General features: G+C 73.1%; 14 protein-coding genes. 7 read left to right on the top strand and 7 right to left on the bottom strand.

Annotated features, from left to right (window positions below; all coding sequences use genetic code 11):
• Nucleotides 1–53 precede the first annotated feature (53 nt).
• On the bottom strand, nt 54–1100 hold the full coding sequence (locus tag ACFOVU_RS03890; protein ID WP_378529876.1) for an ArsR family transcriptional regulator: 1047 nt from the start codon (nt 1098–1100) through the stop codon (nt 54–56).
• 289 nt (nt 1101–1389) lie between these two features.
• Here ACFOVU_RS03890 and ACFOVU_RS03885 point away from each other — a divergent pair, with 289 nt between their 5' ends.
• The 3 genes from ACFOVU_RS03885 (at nt 1390) to ACFOVU_RS03875 (ending at nt 3361) form a co-directional block, all read left to right on the top strand.
• A complete protein-coding gene (locus ACFOVU_RS03885; RefSeq protein ID WP_378529875.1) occupies nt 1390–1887 on the top strand; it encodes a M48 family metalloprotease in 498 nt (165 codons plus the stop codon).
• Nucleotides 1888–1901: 14 nt separating this feature from the next.
• On the top strand, nt 1902–2042 hold the full coding sequence (locus tag ACFOVU_RS03880) for a hypothetical protein (protein ID WP_378529874.1): 141 nt from the start codon (nt 1902–1904) through the stop codon (nt 2040–2042).
• 107 nt (nt 2043–2149) lie between these two features.
• The gene (locus ACFOVU_RS03875) at nt 2150–3361 is read left to right on the top strand and encodes an esterase-like activity of phytase family protein (protein ID WP_378529873.1); all 1212 of its coding nucleotides are present in this window, start codon (nt 2150–2152) and stop codon (nt 3359–3361) included.
• A gap of 159 nt (nt 3362–3520) precedes the next feature.
• Here ACFOVU_RS03875 and ACFOVU_RS03870 read toward each other — a convergent pair whose 3' ends face one another.
• The 6 genes from ACFOVU_RS03870 to ACFOVU_RS03845 all read right to left on the bottom strand — a co-directional run bounded on the left by ACFOVU_RS03870 (nt 3521) and on the right by ACFOVU_RS03845 (nt 9506).
• Nucleotides 3521–5152 (bottom strand): solute symporter family protein, encoded by a 1632-nt coding sequence (locus ACFOVU_RS03870; protein WP_378529872.1) that lies wholly within the window; start codon nt 5150–5152, stop codon nt 3521–3523.
• The gene (locus tag ACFOVU_RS03865; RefSeq protein WP_378529871.1) at nt 5149–5511 is read right to left on the bottom strand and encodes a DUF485 domain-containing protein; all 363 of its coding nucleotides are present in this window, start codon (nt 5509–5511) and stop codon (nt 5149–5151) included. Before ACFOVU_RS03865 ends, ACFOVU_RS03870 begins: the two co-directional genes overlap by 4 nt.
• A 158-nt stretch (nt 5512–5669) precedes the next feature.
• Nucleotides 5670–7373: a sodium/solute symporter gene (locus tag ACFOVU_RS03860; protein WP_378529870.1), complete on the bottom strand. Its 1704-nt coding sequence runs from the start codon at nt 7371–7373 to the stop codon at nt 5670–5672.
• The gene (locus ACFOVU_RS03855; protein ID WP_378529869.1) at nt 7373–7699 is read right to left on the bottom strand and encodes a hypothetical protein; all 327 of its coding nucleotides are present in this window, start codon (nt 7697–7699) and stop codon (nt 7373–7375) included. Before ACFOVU_RS03855 ends, ACFOVU_RS03860 begins: the two co-directional genes overlap by 1 nt.
• Before the next feature lie 20 nt (nt 7700–7719).
• The gene (locus ACFOVU_RS03850; RefSeq protein ID WP_378529868.1) at nt 7720–8511 is read right to left on the bottom strand and encodes a LytR/AlgR family response regulator transcription factor; all 792 of its coding nucleotides are present in this window, start codon (nt 8509–8511) and stop codon (nt 7720–7722) included.
• Nucleotides 8511–9506 (bottom strand): sensor histidine kinase, encoded by a 996-nt coding sequence (locus ACFOVU_RS03845; RefSeq protein ID WP_378529970.1) that lies wholly within the window; start codon nt 9504–9506, stop codon nt 8511–8513. The genes ACFOVU_RS03850 and ACFOVU_RS03845 overlap by 1 nt, the downstream gene beginning before the upstream one ends.
• Before the next feature lie 295 nt (nt 9507–9801).
• Here ACFOVU_RS03845 and acs point away from each other — a divergent pair, with 295 nt between their 5' ends.
• The 4 genes from acs to ACFOVU_RS03825 all read left to right on the top strand — a co-directional run bounded on the left by acs (nt 9802) and on the right by ACFOVU_RS03825 (nt 14402).
• A complete protein-coding gene (gene acs / locus ACFOVU_RS03840) occupies nt 9802–11775 on the top strand; it encodes an acetate--CoA ligase (RefSeq protein ID WP_378529867.1) in 1974 nt (657 codons plus the stop codon).
• 134 nt (nt 11776–11909) lie between these two features.
• On the top strand, nt 11910–12413 hold the full coding sequence (locus ACFOVU_RS03835) for an inorganic diphosphatase (protein WP_378529866.1): 504 nt from the start codon (nt 11910–11912) through the stop codon (nt 12411–12413).
• A gap of 158 nt (nt 12414–12571) precedes the next feature.
• Nucleotides 12572–13462, top strand: a complete 891-nt coding sequence (locus ACFOVU_RS03830; protein ID WP_449289727.1) for an SCO6745 family protein — start codon at nt 12572–12574, stop codon at nt 13460–13462.
• A 124-nt stretch (nt 13463–13586) separates the two neighbouring features.
• Nucleotides 13587–14402, top strand: a complete 816-nt coding sequence (locus ACFOVU_RS03825; protein WP_378529969.1) for a protein phosphatase 2C domain-containing protein — start codon at nt 13587–13589, stop codon at nt 14400–14402.
• The last annotated feature ends 24 nt before the right edge of the window (nt 14403–14426 follow it).

Here is a 14426-nt window from a genome sequence, read left to right as displayed (position 1 = left end):
ACGCCCGCCGACCGTCGGCTTCCCCTGGCCGGGTTCCGGCGCCCGGGCGTCGGTCAGGTCGTCGGGGCGGCCTCCAAGGTCCAAAAGCCCGTGCCGGCCGGGAGTGGGAAAGCTGAGATGAGGGTGAAACCGGCGTTGTGGAAGAGCCGGGCGAAGTCGTCGCGGGTGCGTTCGAGGCCGCCCACGTTGACCAGCATGTTGAGGTCGCTGAGGTAGATCCGCGACGAGATCGTGGAGTCGACGACGTCCGGCAGCACCGGCTCGATGGCCAGCAGCCGACCGTGGTCGGGGAGCGCCCAGCGGCAGTGCCGCAGAATCTGCGCTGAACGGCGGTCGTCCCAGTCATGCAGGACGCTCTTGACCACGTGGAGGTCGGCGCCTTCGGGCACGGACTCGAAGAAGTCGCCGGTCGCGACCGTGCAGCGGTCGGCGATCCCCGCCGCGGCAAAGGTGTCTCCCGCCTGCGCCGCCCCCGCTTCGCTGTCGAAGACGATCCCACGCAGCCCGGAATGCCGCCGGAGGATCTCCCTGAGCAGCGTGCCGTCGCCGCCGCCGATATCCATGACCGTGTGGAAGCGGCCGAAGTCGTAGGCGTCGGGCAGGACAGCGGCCGCGCGGCGGGTGGCCTGGCTCATCGCCGCGTTGAAGAGCGCAGACAGCTCGGGCTCGCCCTTGAGGTGGTCGAAGAAGTCGGTGCCGAACACCTCATCGAAGGCGGTGCGGCCGGTCTCCACGCTGTGGTCGAGCCGCTCCCACGCCCGCAGCATCACGGGGTCGGTGAATGCGCGTGTCAGCGCGTACACCGAGTCGGCGGAGTCGGAGCGCAGCAGCGTGCCGGCCGGCGCAAGTGAGAAGCGTCCCGGGCTGTTCTCGGTCAGCACCTCAAGGGCCGCGAGTGCGCGCAGGACGCGGTGCACCGTGGCCGGCGGAAGGCCGTACTCGGCGGCGAGGTCATCGGCCGAGCGCTCCCGGTCCCCGATGGCGTCGGCCAGGCGAAGGCGCGTGGCGAGCCCGACGACGTGCGCGGCCATGGCACCGAACACCAGGTCTGAGAGCTTCTTGCGCGCGTCGGCGGCGCTCTCTCCGTCCGGCTCGCCCATGGGACACCTCCGTGATGTTCAGCGACTGGGTGATACCCCTACCGGGTATGCACGCGATGCGACTCACCCTAGTTGCGTTTCCCCGGCTGCGCCAGTCCGCCGATGCGCCGCCCCACGCCACTCAATGGACGGGCCCGGCCCACCCCGGTGCCGCCCGTGCCCGGCTCCGGCGCGGGGAGCGCTCCGCCGCCCGGCCGGGAACGGACAGCCGCCGCGTACCCCGCTGGAGGATCCTGCGGGGTACGCGGCGCGAACGGCCGGGGCCTGCCACATCGTCGTCAACACGGGGTTGCTGGAGTTCCTGCGCTATGACGAGGAGGCCGTGGCCGGGGTGGTCGCCCACGAGGTCGCGCACTGGCGCAACGGTGACGCGGTGACCATGGCCTGGGGCCAGGGCATCGCCCTGTCCCTGTCCCTGGCCTTCGGGTTGTCCGCCAGGGTCCAGGAGGGGGCACGGTGGCGCCCGATCCAGATCCTGGTGTGGATCGTCGTGTGGAGCGTCAACGCCACCATGCGCGGAATCGACGCCCCCGTCCATGTCCGGTATTGGCGCCGCTGCGAGTACGCCGCCGACACCGACGCCCGTGAAGCCGGCTACGGAGAGGGGCTCTACCGCGCGCTCGCGCAGCTGGGCCATACCTTCGACGGCGCCCGTTCGGGCTGGGAGGCGTCCATCCTCGCCACCCACCCCCCACCGAACTCCGCCTGGAGCGCCTTGAGGAGCCCGGCCGCACCTCGACCGGGTCACGGTCGGAGCCATCGACGTGCCCATTTGCCGATGTCGTAGAGGTGGCCGAGGAGATGCCGGCATTGCCCGGCACCTACACCGTCACCGCTCCCGATCCCGAGGACACCGCCTCCGAACCGTCACGAGGCCGGTCGGTCACCCGCCCGGACGACGACCGGGCAGACGGTGAGCACACGCGGCACCGCGAACCCTGAGGGTTCTCGGTCTGCCTGCGCAGGTCCGAGGACGTAGCGTGATGACCGCTTCGTGGCGGTACCCGGAAAACCCTCCGGCGCATACCCGGGTGTGCCAGGATCCCCCCATGACCGAAACCACGATCCGTAGCCGATTGACCGCATTGGGTTCGACTCTGGTGGTCTCGGCGGCGCTGCTCGCATCGGGCCTGCCCGTGGCCGGGGCTGCGAGTGCCGACATCTCCGGGGTGCGGCTGATCGGCGTCCATGACGTTCCCCGCGGGCTCGCCGTCGACGGTATGACCGTCGGGGGGCTCTCGGGGATCGACCGCGATCCGCGGACCGGCGAGTACCTGATGATCAGCGATGACCGCTCCACCGTCGGGCCCGCCCGTTACTACACCGCCGATATCGCGGTCGGCGCCGACGGCATCGAGTCCGTCGACTTCGTCTCCGCGACCGAGCTGACCAGAGCCGACGGCGGCGCCTACCCGCCCTACGCGGAGGCGCTGGAGACCCCGTGCACCGCCCCGCAGCCGGTCTGCAACCGCAACGGCTCCGTCGACCCCGAAGAGCTGCGCATCGATCCCCGGACCGGTTCGGTCTGGTGGACCACCGAGGGCGCGTTCCGGCCCCCCGGTCTGCGGCTCGACCCGGCGCTGCGGGTCTCCGTCGACGGGCGCACCGTCCGCGAGTTCCCGCTCCCGCGGGACTGGGCGTTCGACCCCGAGGGCGAACGCGGCCCGCGCCCCAACATCACCCTGGAGGCGTTCGCGTTCATCGACGGCGGCGCGCGCGTCATCACCGCGCTGGAGGGGCCGCTGATCCAGGACGGCACCCCACCGACCCCGGAGGCCGGCGCTCTGACCCGGATCACCGAGCATCCGCGCTGGGGCGGTGTGGCCGCGCAGTACGCCTATCCGCTGAGCCCGGTGTTCACCCCGCCCGTCGGATCGGACTTCTCCGACAACGGTGTCGTGGCGATCCTGCCGACCGGCGAGGACGGCCACTACCTCGTGATGGAGCGCGGCTACTCCGACGGGGTCGGCTACAACGTCCGGATCTACGAGATCGACACCACGGGCGCCCAGGACATCCGCGGTGTGCCCGCCCTGGACGGCCGCGAGGGGTCGCCCGACGTCGAGCCGCTGGCCAAGACGCTGGTGGCCGACCTCGCGGACCTGGGCGTCGACCCGCTCTTCAACGTCGAGGGCATGGTCTGGGGACCGGACCTGCCCGGCGGTGAGCGCAGCCTGGTGCTGGTCGTCGACGACAACTTCTCCGCCGAGGAGCGCACCCAGGTCATCGCGCTGGGCGTCGACGGCGCCGCCGCCGGCTGACCCCGTGCCCGGCTCGGCCGCGGGCGCCCTGCGCCGCGCGGCCGGGAACCGGCAAGACGCCGCGTACCCCGCTGGAGGATCCTGCGGGGTACGCGGCGCGGACGGCCGGGCCGGGCAAGGGAGTTCGGTACCGGAACGGCCGCCTTCAGGGCTGTGCGGTCAGTGCGCGGTGGCCTTCTCCGCACCCGCGCCGGTCAGGGACCGGACTTCCATCTCGGCCTGCTTGGCGCGGTCGCCCTTCTGGGACAGAACGGTACCGAGCCAGCCGAGCAGGAACGACAGCGGAATGGACACCAGGCCCGGGTTCTCCAGCGGGAACCAGTGGAAGTCCACCCCCTGGATCATCGATGTCTCCGCCCCCGAGACCGCAGGGGAGAAGACGATGAGGGTGACCGTGACGATGAGGCCGCCGTAGATGCTCCACAGGGCACCGGCGGTGTTGAACCTGCGCCAGAACAGCGAGTAGAGGATGGTCGGCAGGTTGGCCGACGCCGCCACCGCGAACGCCAGCGCCACCAGGAACGCCACGTTCTGCTCGCGGGCGAGGATGCCGCCGACGATGGAGACCGCGCCGATCACCAGGGCGGTGATCCGGGCGACCCTGACCTCGGCGTTCTTGTCCTCGACCTTGCCGCGCTTGAACACGTTGGCGTACACGTCGTGGGCGAACGACGCCGACGCCGTGATGGTCAGCCCCGCCACCACGGCGAGGATGGTCGCGAAGGCGACCGCCGCGATGAACCCGAGGAGGACCGGTCCGCCCAGGGCCAAGGCCAGCAGCGGGGCCGCCGAGTTCTGGCCCCCTGGCGCCGCTGTGATCGCCTCGGGCCCCACGAGCGCGCCCGCGCCGTAGCCCAGGACCAGCGTGAACAGGTAGAAGAGCCCGATCAGCGCGATGGCCCAGACCACCGAGCGCCGCGCCTCCTTGGCGGTGGGCACGGTGTAGAAGCGCATCAGCACGTGCGGCAGGCCGGCGGTGCCCAGCACCAGGGCGATGCCCAGGGACAGGAAGTTGAGCTTGCTCATCTCGCTGATGCCGTACTGCGCGCCGGGCGAGAGCAGGGCCTCGCCCTTGCTCCCTTCCTGCGCGACCGCGTCGGCGAGCAGGCCGGACAGGTTGAACCCGTACATGGCCAGCACCCAGAGGGTCATCGCGCCCGCGCCGGTGATCAGCAGCACGGCCTTGATGATCTGCACCCAGGTGGTGCCCTTCATGCCGCCGATCAGCACGTAGAGGATCATCACGACGCCGACGGCGGCGATGACCGCGGACTGCCCGGCCGCGCCCTGGATGCCCAGGAGGAGGTTGACCAGGCTGCCGCCGCCCGCCATCTGCGCGAGCAGGTAGAAGAACGACACCGCGAGGGTGGAGATCGCGGCGGCGGCGCGCACCGGGCGCTGGCGCATCCGGAAGGCGAGCACGTCGCCCATGGTGAACTTGCCGGTGTTGCGCAGCAGCTCGGCCACCAGCAGCAGCGCCACGAGCCAGGCGACCAGGAAGCCGATGGAGTAGAGGAAGCCGTCGTAGCCGTTGAGCGCGATGGCGCCGCAGATGCCGAGGAAGGACGCCGCCGACAGGTAGTCGCCCGCGATGGCGATGCCGTTCTGCGGGCCGCTGAACGCGCGGCCGGCCGCATAGTAGTCCGACGCGGTCTTCGTGTTCCGGCTTGCCCGGAACACGATCACCAGCGTGACCGCGACGAAGAGGCCGAAGATGCTCATGTTGAGCACCGGGTTGATGTTGCCTTCGATCCCCTGCGCCCCCTGGGCGAGGGTCAGTGCGCCGTTCATTCGGCCTTCCCCCCTTCGGCGCCCTCGATGCCGGTGCGGATGTCCTCGGCCAGCGGGTCGAGGCGGCGGTTGGCGTAGCGCACGTAGAGCCCGGTGATCACGAACGTCGAGACGAACTGGAGCAGCCCGAACACCAGGCCGATGTTGATGTTGCCGGCCAGCTTGATCGCCATGAACTCATGGGCGTAGTCGGCGACCAGCACGTAGAGCAGGTACCACCCGAGGAAGAAGACGGTCATCGGGAACACGAACACCCGCAGTCTCCTGCGCAGTTCCTGGAACTCCGGACTCGCCTGCACCTTCTCCCAGTCGGGGCCGGGGTCGCCCCCGACGTCCTTGTCGAATTCGGTATCCGTCACCACAGACCTCCGCACCGCGTCCTCGTGTGTCCGGCGACACATGTGTTCCGCGCCACGTTAAGGACGGCGGGGCACCCCGGGACACCTCCACCCGCCGGAAACGGCCGACGGCGCGACGAACGGTCGACGAACGGCGGCTGCGGCGCGCCGAACGGCGCTCAGGGCCGATCCGGGGCGCGCTCGCGGCGGGGCCGGGGACCCTCCTCATCCAGGTGCAATCGCAGCATCGCAGCCCGTGACCAGGGGGCGGGCCGGTCGCAGAGGGAGACCGCGACCGTGGTCGCGAACGCCAGCGGGACCGACCACAGCGCCGGCTGGGTGACGAGCAGCCCCGCCAGGCCCTCCAGGCGCGGGCCGAACAGGGCGATCGTGATGGCGCCCGAGGAGGACAGCAGCCCGGCGAGGACCCCACTGATCGCCCCGGTCGCGGTGAGGCGCGACCACCATATCCCCAGCACCAGCAGCGGGCAGAAGGTGGCCGCGGCGACCGTGAACCCCCAGGTCACCAGGGTTCCCGCGTCGATCTGCGCGGCGGGCAGCGCGAGCAGGACGGTGATGGCGGCGACCCCCACCACGGTGATCCGCAGCCGCCGCAGCCCGCCGGGCAGCAGGTCGTGGGCGATGGCCCCCGCCATCACCAGCAGCAGCCCCAGCGAGGTCGCGAGGAACGCCGCGAAGGCCCCCATGGTCAGCATCGACGCCATGAAGGTGCCCGCCCAGCCGGTGTCGACCCGGGTGGGCAGCGACACCACGGCGGTGTCGGTGGCGCCCGTCAGGTACAGCTCGGGCACCAGCACCCGGCCGAGGACCCCGTAGACACCCGGGAAGACGTAGAACACCCCCAGCAGCGCGACGGTGATGGCGGCGGTGCGCCGCGCCGACCGGCCGTCGGGGCTGGTGTGGAAGCGCATGAGGACGTGCGGCAGCCCCATGGTGCCCAGCGCGGTGGCCAGCAGCACCCCCCAGGTGCCCAGCACCGGGTGGCCGGAGTCGTCGGGGTCGAGCAGCGGGCGCTGCCAGCCCTCGGCGCCGGGCGGCGGCCCGCTGTCGGTCCGAGGCACCTCCGCGCCCTCGGGGAAGACGAGGGTGGTCCCCGAGGTGATCGGGTGCCGCCCGGGCGGGAGCACCTCGACGGCGCCGCCGGAGACCTGCACGGCGGTGGCCTCGTCGACCGTGAGCACCGCGTCGACCTGGAACGACACCGTGGTGTCGCGTTCGAACCGGGAGAACTCCACCGGGTGCACCGCCTCGTGGCGCACCTCGGGCCCCGCCTGGGCCACCAGCCAGATCGCCGGGACGATGAACAGCAGCAGCTTCAGGCAGAACTGGAACGCCTGGACGTAGGTGGCGGCGCGCATGCCGCCCAGGGCCAGGGTGACGCTCACCGCCGTCCCCGCGATCACCACCCCCGCCCAGTAGGGCCAGGTGGTGACCGAGCTGAGCACCAGCCCCGCCACGCTGAACTGCGGGACCGCGTACAGGCCCCCGATCACCAGCACGACCAGCGCGCTCACCCGCCGCAGAGCGGGCGAGGCGAGCCGCGCCTCGGCGAAGTCGGGCACGGTCAGCGCCCCGGTGCGGCGCATGGGCGCGGCCACCAGCACGAGCATGGCGACGTAGCCCGCGGTGAACCCCACGGGGTACCACAGCGCCCCCACCCCGTCCTTGACCACCAGCCCGGCGACCCCGAGGAACGACGCGGCCGACAGGTACTCCCCCGACACCGCCGCGGAGTTCAGCAGCGGGGACACCCGCCGCGAGGCCACCAGGAAGTCGGAGGTGGTGCGCAGCGCCGCCACCCCGCGCACGCCGATCAGCAGCGTCACCAGGACCAGCACCGCGACCGCGAGCAGGGACGCCATCAGGGCCGCTCCTCGGCGCGCTCGGCGGCGCGCAGCTGGCGGCGGGCCAGCAGGGCCAGGAACGGGTAGGGCAGCACCGCCAGCACCGCCCATGACAGCGGGACGCCCCACAGCCGCACGTCGTCCAGCTGCGGCCAGGCCGCGAACACCAGCGGCAGGCCCAGCAGCAGCGCCGCCAGCAACAGGAGCACGGGCAGCCCCTGCACCCGCTGGCGCCGGTAGAGGACGGCGGCGCGCTCGGCGTCGGCGGGGTCGAGCGCCGGCACCCGCCAGCGCCCCCGCGACCGGCCCCGGGCGTGGGCGAGCCGTGTCTGCGGGCTCGACACCGCTACACGCTTGACCCGGCTCATCCGGGCTGCCGCCGTGCCTCGCCGTCGAGTTCGCCGCGCTGGGCCGCGCGCAGGAGCTGTTCGCGCAGCTCGCGGGCGTGGCGCCGGCTGACCGGGACGTCGCCGACGTCGGTGTGGGCCAGTAGCCCGCCCACGGAGTCGCTGCGCAGCTCGCGGATGGCGTCGAGCGCGACCAGGTAGCCGCGGTGCACCCGGCTGAACCCGGTGCCCGACCAGTACTCCTCCAGCCGCGAGATCGGCATCCGCACCAGGTGCACGCCCGAGGGGGTGTGCAGCCGCACGTAGTCGCCGTTGGCCTCGACGAACCGGACGTCGCTGCGCCGCACGTAGCGGGTGCGCCCCGCCGACTCCACGGTCAGCACGGCCATGGTGTCGGGCAGCCGGGCCCCGGCGGGCGCATCGGCCGAGGCCGCCATGCGGGCCACCTTGCCCAGCGCGGTCGCCAGGCGCTCCGCGCGCACCGGCTTGAGCAGGTAGTCGACGGCGCCCAGCCCGTAGGCGGTGACCGCGTGGCCCTCGTGGGCGGTGACGAAGACGATCACGGGCGGCTCGCTGAGCTTGGCGAGCAGCGACGCCAGCTCGATGCCGTCGAGGCCGGGCATGGAGATGTCCAGGAAGACCGCGTCGAACCGGTCGCCCTGGATGGACCTCAGCGCGCTGAGGGGGTCGGCGGCGGCCACGACCTCGCCGACCTCGGGCGCGGCGGCGAGCAGCCGGCACAGGTCGTCGAGGGCGGGGCGCACGTCGTCGACGGCCAGCACCCGCAGGCGCACGCGATCCGGTGACATCAGGGCATCACTCCCGGCTGGAATCTCGGCACGCGCACCACGACCCGGGTGCCCGCGCCGACGGCGGTCTCGACCACCAGCCCGTACCAGGCGCCGTAGACGTGGCGCAGCCGGCGGTCGACGTTGGACAGGCCGACGCTGTCGGCGCGGCCCCGGCCGGCGAGGACGGCCTCGGCCTCGGCGGGGTCCATGCCCACGCCGTCGTCCTCAACGGCGATGACGCAGTCGTTGCCCTCTGCCTCCCCGGACACCTGCACCAGCCCGGCGCCGGAGCGGGGCTCGATCCCGTGCCGGATGGCGTTTTCCACCAGGGGTTGCAGAACGAGGTAGGGGACCGCGACGCCGAGGACTTCGGGGGCCACTCGCACCTCCACGCGCAGCCGGTCGCCCAGGACGGCCCGTTGCAGGATCAGGTAGGTCTCGATCGCGTGGAACTCGTCGGAGACGGTGGTGTACTCGCCGCGCCGGGCCAGGCTGTAGCGGGTGTAGTCGGCGAAGTCGAGCATCAGCTCGCGCGCCCGCTCGGGGTCGGAGGCCACCAGGGAGGCCACGACGGTGAGGGCGTTGTAGACGAAGTGCGGGGAGATCTCGGCGCGCAGCGCCCGCAGCTCGGCGCGGGCGGCCTGCTCGGCCGACGCCTCCAGCCGACCGCGGCGCAGCGCCTCGGTGATCAGAGCCGCGGCCTCGCGGACGGCGGCGCCGCGGACCCGCCCGGCGACGACGAGGGCGCCGGCCAGCTGGTCGTCGACGTGCAGCGGGACCGCCCGCAGCAGCGGGCCGCCGCGGGGCGCCTCGCGGTGCAGGACGTCCTCGACCAGGGGCGCGGTCTCCGCCTCGGGCGCGGGCCGCCCCGCCCACAGCAGCCGCCCCGACAGGTCGGCCACGGCCAGCCCGGGGACCCCGACCAGCCGACGCAACCGGCGGACGGCAGCGGGCGCGCCCGCCCCGGCCAGGCCGTCGCGCAGCCCATCGGTGACACCGCGCGCGGCGCGCAGGGCAGCGACCGGATCGACGTGCGACCCGCGCCGCCGGGCACCGGGCCGCCACGGCACGGCCGGGCTTCGGTGTCGGTCGGCGGGCGACTGCATGGGCGTTCTCATCATCACTGCCGGGGGCGGAGAGGGTCGGGTGGCGCGGACGGGTTGACACCCCCGCTGACCGTTCGTCGCGTCCGCGGTGCCGTCTATCGCGTGAACGGTACTGGTGGCCGTGCGGGACGTGTCCTGTCGGCACCCTTGATCCTACGGTGGTCGCCGAAGGTAGTGGGCATCACGTAGGTCAGGAGTTGACATGGCAGAGGAAGTGTTGTCGAACCTGATGAGCGAAGGTCGTTCGTTTCCACCGAGCGAGGAGTTCGCCGCCGGGGCCAACGCGACCGCCGCCCTGTACGACGACGCCGCCTCCGACCGCGAGGGCTTCTGGGCGGAACAGGCCGGCCACCTGAACTGGGCGACGCCGTGGGAGCAGGTCCTCGACTGGTCCGACGCCCCGTTCGCCAAGTGGTTCACCGGCGGGCGGCTCAACGTCGCCTACAACTGCGTGGACCGCCACGTCGAGGACGGCCACGGCGACCAGGTCGCCATCCACTGGGTCGGCGAGCCCGGCGACAGCCGCGACATCACCTACGCCGAGCTCCTCGCCGAGGTGAGCCGGGCCGCCAACGCGCTGTCGTCCCTCGGCCTGGTGGCCGGCGACCGCGTGGCCATCCAGCTCCCCATGGTCCCCGAGGCCATCATCGCCATGCTGGCCTGCGCCCGCCTGGGCCTGACCCACAGCGTCGTGTTCGGCGGGTTCTCCCCCGCTGCGCTGCGCTCGCGCGTGGAGGACGCGGCGGCGCGCGTGGTCATCACCTCCGACGGCCAGTACCGGCGCGGCAAGGCCGCCCCGATGAAGGAGAACGTCGACGAGGCCCTGGAGGGCCTGGCCGGGGTCGAGAAGGTCGTCGTGGTGCGGCGCACCGGCACCGACGTGCCCTGGACCGAGGGGCGCGACCTGTGGTGGCACGACCTCGTGGGCGCCCAGTCCGCCGAGCACACGGCCGAGGCGTTCGACGCCGAGCACCCGCTGTTCATCCTCTACACCTCCGGCACCACGGGGCGCCCCAAGGGCATCCTGCACACCTCGGGCGGCTACCTCACCCAGGCCTCCTACACGCACCGCGTGGTGTTCGACCACCGGCCGGGCGAGGACGTGTACTGGTGCACCGCCGACATCGGCTGGATCACCGGGCACACCTACATCGTCTACGGCCCGCTGGCCAACCGCGCGACCCAGGTCGTCTACGAGGGCACCCCCAACACCCCCAACGAGGGGCGGCACTGGGAGATCGTGGAGCGCTACGGGGTGTCGATCTACTACACCGCGCCCACGCTCATCCGCACCTTCATGAAGTGGGGGGCGCACATCCCGGCGTCGTTCGACCTGTCGTCGCTGCGCCTGCTCGGCAGCGTCGGCGAGCCGATCAACCCCGAGGCGTGGCTGTGGTACCGGGAGAACATCGGCCGCGGCACGACCCCGATCGTCGACACGTGGTGGCAGACCGAGACCGGGGCCATCATGATCTCCCCGCTGCCCGGGGTGACCGCCGCCAAGCCCGGGTCGGCGCAGCGCGCGCTCCCGGGCATCGGCGCCCGTGTCGTGGACGACTCCGGCACCGAGGTCGCCAAGGGGTCGGGCGGCTACCTGGTGCTCGACCGGCCGTGGCCGGCCATGCTCCGCGGGATCTGGGGCGACCCCGAACGGTTCCGCGACACCTACTGGTCCCGGTTCGCCGACCGCGGCTTCTACTTCGCCGGCGACGGCGCCAAGTACGACACCGACGGCGACATCTGGCTCCTGGGCCGGGTGGACGACGTCATGAACGTGTCGGGCCACCGGATCTCCACGACCGAGGTCGAATCGGCGCTGGTGTCGCACCCGACCGTCGCCGAGGCCGCCGTCGTCGGCGCCTCGGACCCCACGACCGGCCAGGCCATCGTCGCCTTCGTGATCGCCCGCGGCGGCGCCGCCGGGGTCGACGGCGACCGGTCCGCCGCGGTCGCCGCGCTGCGCGAGCACGTGGCCAAGGAGATCGGGCCGATCGCCAAGCCGCGGCAGATCCTGATCGTCCCCGAACTGCCCAAGACCCGCTCCGGCAAGATCATGCGCCGGCTGCTGCGGGACGTCGCGGAGAACCGCGAGGTCGGCGATGTGACCACGCTGGCCGACTCTTCGGTGATGGAGCTGATCTCCTCGGGCCTGCGGCCCGGGGCGGCCGAGGAGTGAGCGCGGTGGCCGGCGCCGACCGTCCCGGCGTCGGCCACCGCAACGTCCCCGTGCACTCACCGCCGCACCCCCGTAGGGTCGGGGTCGTGGCCGAACCGCCCGACGGCGCGCGTAGCGGTGTGAGGAGAGCAGGCATGGACTTCGACATGGTCGTGGAGATCCCGCAGGGGTCGCGCAACAAGTACGAGATGGACCACGCCATCGGCCGGATCCGGCTGGACCGGGCGCTGTTCACCGCCACGACCTACCCGGCCGACTACGGGTACCTGCCCGGCACGCTCGCCGAGGACGGCGATCCGCTCGACGCCATGGTGCCGCTGGACCTGCCCTCCTTCCCCGGATGCGTGGTGCGGGTGCGGCCGGTCGCGGTCTTCTGGATGCGCGACGAGGGCGGCCCCGACGCCAAGGTCCTGTGCATGCCCGCGGGCGACCCGCGCGTGGAGCACATCCGCGACCTGCGCAACATGCCGGAGTTCCAGGTCAACGAGATCACCCACTTCTTCGACATCTACAAGCGCCTGGAGCCGGGCAAGAGCTCGGAGGTCCGCGGCTGGCAGGACCGCCACGCGGCCGAGGCCACCGTCCTCGACGCCCAGCGCCGCGCCGAGCGCGCCCAGGCCGGCGCACCCGGGGTCTAGGCGGGGACCGGGCGGGGACCGGGCGGGCCGGGCAGGCCGGTCGGTCATCTGGGCGGATCGTCATGCCCCCGGAGGCGTAGAGGGGGACGCGGAGAGCACGGTCTACCCTGAGGGCCGCCATCGCGGATGCCCCGCGGCGCCGGAGCCGAACCGAAGGGATGCCCCCCATGCCCGCATCGACCGTCTCCCCCGAGCTGGCCCGTTCCGTCTGGAAGGCGACCGAGCCCCTGCACTCGCACGTCTACTTCGCCCCTCAGCGGCTGGACGTCTATGCGGCGGTCGGTCTCGAACCCAAGGTCATGGGGTACTTCGCCTCGCGCTCCGCCCCGCTGGGGGCGGTGGGGCCGGAGGCCGTCGCCGCCACCTTCTACAACTTCAACCCGGAGCTGATCGCGTCGGTGATCCCGCAGGCGTGGGGGGTCGCCACCCCCGATGCGGTGGTGGGCGCCCGCACGGCTACGGCGGATCTGTCGCTGCGGGCGCTGCTGGGCGAGGAGGCGATCGGCTCGGCGGAACTGGCCGAGGCGGCGGAGCTGGCCCGAACGGCGGCCGAGGGGGCGGCGCACCACGCCCACGGCCGCCCGCTGTTCGCCGGCCTCACCGGGCTCGGCTGGCCGAAGGAGCCGCACCTCGTGCTGTGGCACGCGGTGACCCTGCTGCGCGAGTTCCGCGGCGACGGGCACATCGCCGCCCTGCTCGCCGCCCGGATCGGGCCGCTGGAAGCGCTGGTGACCTATGCGGCATCGGGGGCCTCCAGCGCGTCCGGGCTGCGAAAGTCGCGGGGGTGGCCGCAGGCCGCCTGGGACGCGGGCGTGGCCGCCACCGCGGAGCGGGGCCTGGTGGACGTCGCCGGACCGGACGGCGCCCTGTCCGCCACGGACGAGGGCGCACGCCTGCGGGCGGAGGTGGAGGCACGGACCGACGAGCTGGCCCGCCCCGCCTTCGAAGCCCTCGGCCCGGACGGCTGCGAACGGCTGATCACCCTCGCGTCCCCGTTCACCCGCACGGTACGCGAGGCGGGAATCCTCCCCGGCACCCGCAAGCGCTGAGGCGGGAGGCCGGAGTCCGGTCCGTGGTCGGTGGTCTGTGGGTCTGCCGGGTGGCCGGGAGGCGACGGCCTCGAGCATTCGGCCGCCCGGGCGGACCGCCGCTGGCTACGCTCCTGTCGTGCACATGCGTTATGTGAGCGAGCAGGGACAGGGCGCGGTCAACGAGGACGCGGTGGTGGCCGGAGCCGGGTGGGCGTTCGTGCTCGACGGGGCGACCGCCCCGCCCGGCGTGGACAGCGGGTGCCGGCACGGGGTGCGCTGGCTGGTCGACCGGCTCGCACAGGGTCTGACGGCCGAGTTGACGGCACCCGACGCGCATCGGACCCCGCTCCAGGAGGTCCTCGCCGCCGCGATCCTGCGCACCCGCGCCGCGCACGGTCCGGGATGCGACCTGGGCGACCCCGACAGCCCATCGGCGACGACGGCCATCGTGCGCGCGACCGGCGACGGCCTGGACCACCTCGTGCTGGGCGACTGCACGGTGCTGCTGCCCGGGGACGCCGGGCCTGACGACGCCGGATCCGGCATCGGCCACCCAGGTGAGGCCGCCCCCTCCCCCGTCATCGCGGTGACCGATGATCGCCTGGAGCATCTGCCGGGCGGGCGCCCCTACAGCCGTGCGCTGGTCCGCGCCGCCCGGAACACAGAGGGCGGGTTCTGGGTCGCCGCCGCGTCCGTGGACGCCGCGGCGCACGCTGTGTGCGGCCGGGCCCGGTCCCCCCGGCGCTCCTTCGCGCTCCTGACCGACGGCTGCACACGCCTGGTCATGAACTTCGGCGCGACCTGGCCCGAGGCCTGGTCCCTGCTGGAGTCCGGCGGCCCCGAATCCCTGGTCGCCGCGGTCCGCACCGCCGAACGCGACCGCCCCGTCCCGGGCGTCAAGCGCCACGACGACGCCACGGCCGCCTTCGGCGCCTTCGATCCGCCGCCGCCGTCGTGACGGCGGCGGGGCGGGGCGGCCCGA

This window comes from Nocardiopsis sediminis (assembly GCF_042650565.1).
In the GTDB taxonomy this organism is placed as follows: domain Bacteria; phylum Actinomycetota; class Actinomycetes; order Streptosporangiales; family Streptosporangiaceae; genus Nocardiopsis_B; species Nocardiopsis_B sediminis.
The sequence above is the reverse complement of the archived record's forward strand: the minus strand, read 5'-3'. Positions and strand labels throughout refer to the sequence as shown.

Bases quoted from the DNA above. Each gene is read 5' to 3' on its own strand.
- acs (WP_378529867.1), top strand. From the start codon at position 9,802: ATGGCAGAGGAAGTGTTGTCGAACCTGATGAGCGAAGGTCGTTCGTTT.
- ACFOVU_RS03890 (WP_378529876.1), bottom strand. From the start codon at position 1,100: ATGGGCGAGCCGGACGGAGAGAGCGCCGCCGACGCGCGCAAGAAGCTC.
- ACFOVU_RS03830 (WP_449289727.1), top strand. From the start codon at position 12,572: ATGCCCCCCATGCCCGCATCGACCGTCTCCCCCGAGCTGGCCCGTTCC.
- ACFOVU_RS03880 (WP_378529874.1), top strand. From the start codon at position 1,902: ATGCCGGCATTGCCCGGCACCTACACCGTCACCGCTCCCGATCCCGAG.
- ACFOVU_RS03870 (WP_378529872.1), bottom strand. From the start codon at position 5,152: ATGAACGGCGCACTGACCCTCGCCCAGGGGGCGCAGGGGATCGAAGGC.
- ACFOVU_RS03850 (WP_378529868.1), bottom strand. From the start codon at position 8,511: ATGTCACCGGATCGCGTGCGCCTGCGGGTGCTGGCCGTCGACGACGTG.
- ACFOVU_RS03835 (WP_378529866.1), top strand. From the start codon at position 11,910: ATGGACTTCGACATGGTCGTGGAGATCCCGCAGGGGTCGCGCAACAAG.
- ACFOVU_RS03875 (WP_378529873.1), top strand. From the start codon at position 2,150: ATGACCGAAACCACGATCCGTAGCCGATTGACCGCATTGGGTTCGACT.
- ACFOVU_RS03860 (WP_378529870.1), bottom strand. From the start codon at position 7,373: ATGGCGTCCCTGCTCGCGGTCGCGGTGCTGGTCCTGGTGACGCTGCTG.
- ACFOVU_RS03825 (WP_378529969.1), top strand. From the start codon at position 13,587: ATGCGTTATGTGAGCGAGCAGGGACAGGGCGCGGTCAACGAGGACGCG.